This window comes from Arthrobacter sp. HMWF013 (assembly GCF_003061105.1).
GTDB lineage: Bacteria > Actinomycetota > Actinomycetes > Actinomycetales > Micrococcaceae > Arthrobacter.
The window spans coordinates 1-1,813 of sequence record NZ_QAIQ01000419.1 but is presented as its reverse complement, the minus strand read 5'-3'; the positions used below and the strand labels follow the sequence as shown (position 1 = coordinate 1,813).

The following is a 1,813-nucleotide window of genomic DNA, read 5'->3' as shown; positions in this document are numbered from 1 at the left end:
TGCTGGTCCGGGAAAGCGCGGCTGGTAATTGCTGTATTCATTCCTTCTCACAACCCCCTAGTGAGAGATCCAACCCAGTGAGATGTGCGAGTCTTTGCTCTGAGTAGAACGTAGTTCCGCAGCCGTGCCGGGTGAACGCGTAATCGGTACTCGTTTATCAGATTAGGTAGTACTTGGTTTTGGGAGTCGGGTACTCGCGCTTCACGTTGGAAGCGCCGCTGCATCCCCGTCAGATCCCCGTCAAACCGCCGTCGAACCGCCGCCAAACCGCCATCAAACCGTCCTTGGAACGCCGGGTGCAACCGGAAGCCTTGACTCGAGCAGCCGCATGTCTATGATGGTTTTCTATAACGTTGTAAATTTTGAATGAACGAGGACCAGGATGACCGCCCAGGACAATGCCACAGCCAAGATCACCATCGACCCGGCCTTCACCGTCGGCCCGGTCCGGCGCAGGACCTTCGGGGCATTCGTGGAACATCTGGGCCGCTGTGTCTACACCGGGATCTTCGAGCCCGGGCACCCCAAGGCTGATGAGGACGGGTTCCGCACGGACGTCCTGGAGCTGACCCGCGAGCTGGGTGTCTCCACGGTCCGGTACCCGGGCGGAAACTTCGTCTCCGGATACCGCTGGGAAGACGGCGTAGGCCCGGTGGACCAGCGCCCGGCGCGGCTGGACCTCGCGTGGCATTCCACCGACCCCAATCTCGTGGGCGTTGACGAGTTCACCAAGTGGTCAGTCAAGGCGGGCGTCGAAACGATGATGGCCGTCAACCTGGGGACGCGGGGTACCCAGGAAGCCCTGGACCTGCTGGAGTACTGCAACATCGACGGCGGGACGGCCTTCTCGGACCAGCGAAAGGCCAACGGCGCTGCGGACGGATACGGCATCAGAATGTGGTGCCTGGGCAACGAGATGGACGGGCCGTGGCAGATCGGCCACAAGAATGCCCTCGAATACGGCCGGCTCGCCGCTGACACCGCCCGGGGAATGCGCATGATCGATCCGGACCTGGAGCTGGTGGCCTGCGGCAGCTCGGCGCCCACCATGGACACCTTCGGCGAATGGGAACGGGTTGTCCTGACGGAGACCTACGATCTGGTGGACCTGATTTCCGCGCACCAGTATTTTGAGGACTTCGGCGACCTTCAGGAACACCTCTCGGCAGGGCGCCGGATGGAATCCTTCATCAGGGACATCGTGGCCCACATCGACCACGTGAAGTCGGTCAAAAAGTCCAGCAAACAGGTCAACATCTCCTTTGACGAATGGAATGTCTGGCACATGAGCCGCGGCGAGTCGAAGGCACCCGCCGGCACGGACTGGCCGGTGGCCCCCGTCCTGCTGGAGGACCGTTACACGGTGGCGGACGCCGTCGTCGTCGGGGATCTGCTGATCACGCTGCTGCGCAACACGGACCGCGTGCACTCCGCCAGCCTGGCGCAGCTGGTCAACGTGATTGCCCCCATCATGACCGAGCCGGGCGGCCGCGCCTGGAAGCAGACCACCTTCCACCCCTTCGCCCTGACTTCCCGCCACGCGGCCGGTACGGTGCTGCAGCTCGCCGTGGAGTCTCCGCTGCTCAGCGGCGGCAAGACTCCGGACTTTCCGGCAGTGTCCGCCGTCGCAACCCTCGACGCCGAGGCAGGCGAGGCAGTCGTGTTCGCCGTCAACCGCTCCGCAACGGATGCACTGGCACTCGACGCCTCGATCGTGGGACTGGGCAACGCCCGGATCATCGAGGCGGTCACCTTCGCCAACAAGGACCCGTACTGGCAGGCGACCGCCGACGATTCGACGTCGGTCCTTCCC

Annotated in this window: 1 protein-coding gene; it reads left to right on the top strand. The window is 63.5% G+C overall.

What is annotated here, in order from left to right; genetic code table 11:
* Positions 1-382 precede the first annotated feature (382 nt).
* Positions 383-1,813 (top strand): arabinosylfuranosidase ArfA (gene arfA / locus DBR22_RS15440; protein ID WP_108599755.1); only part of this gene is annotated, 1,431 nt, incomplete at its 3' end.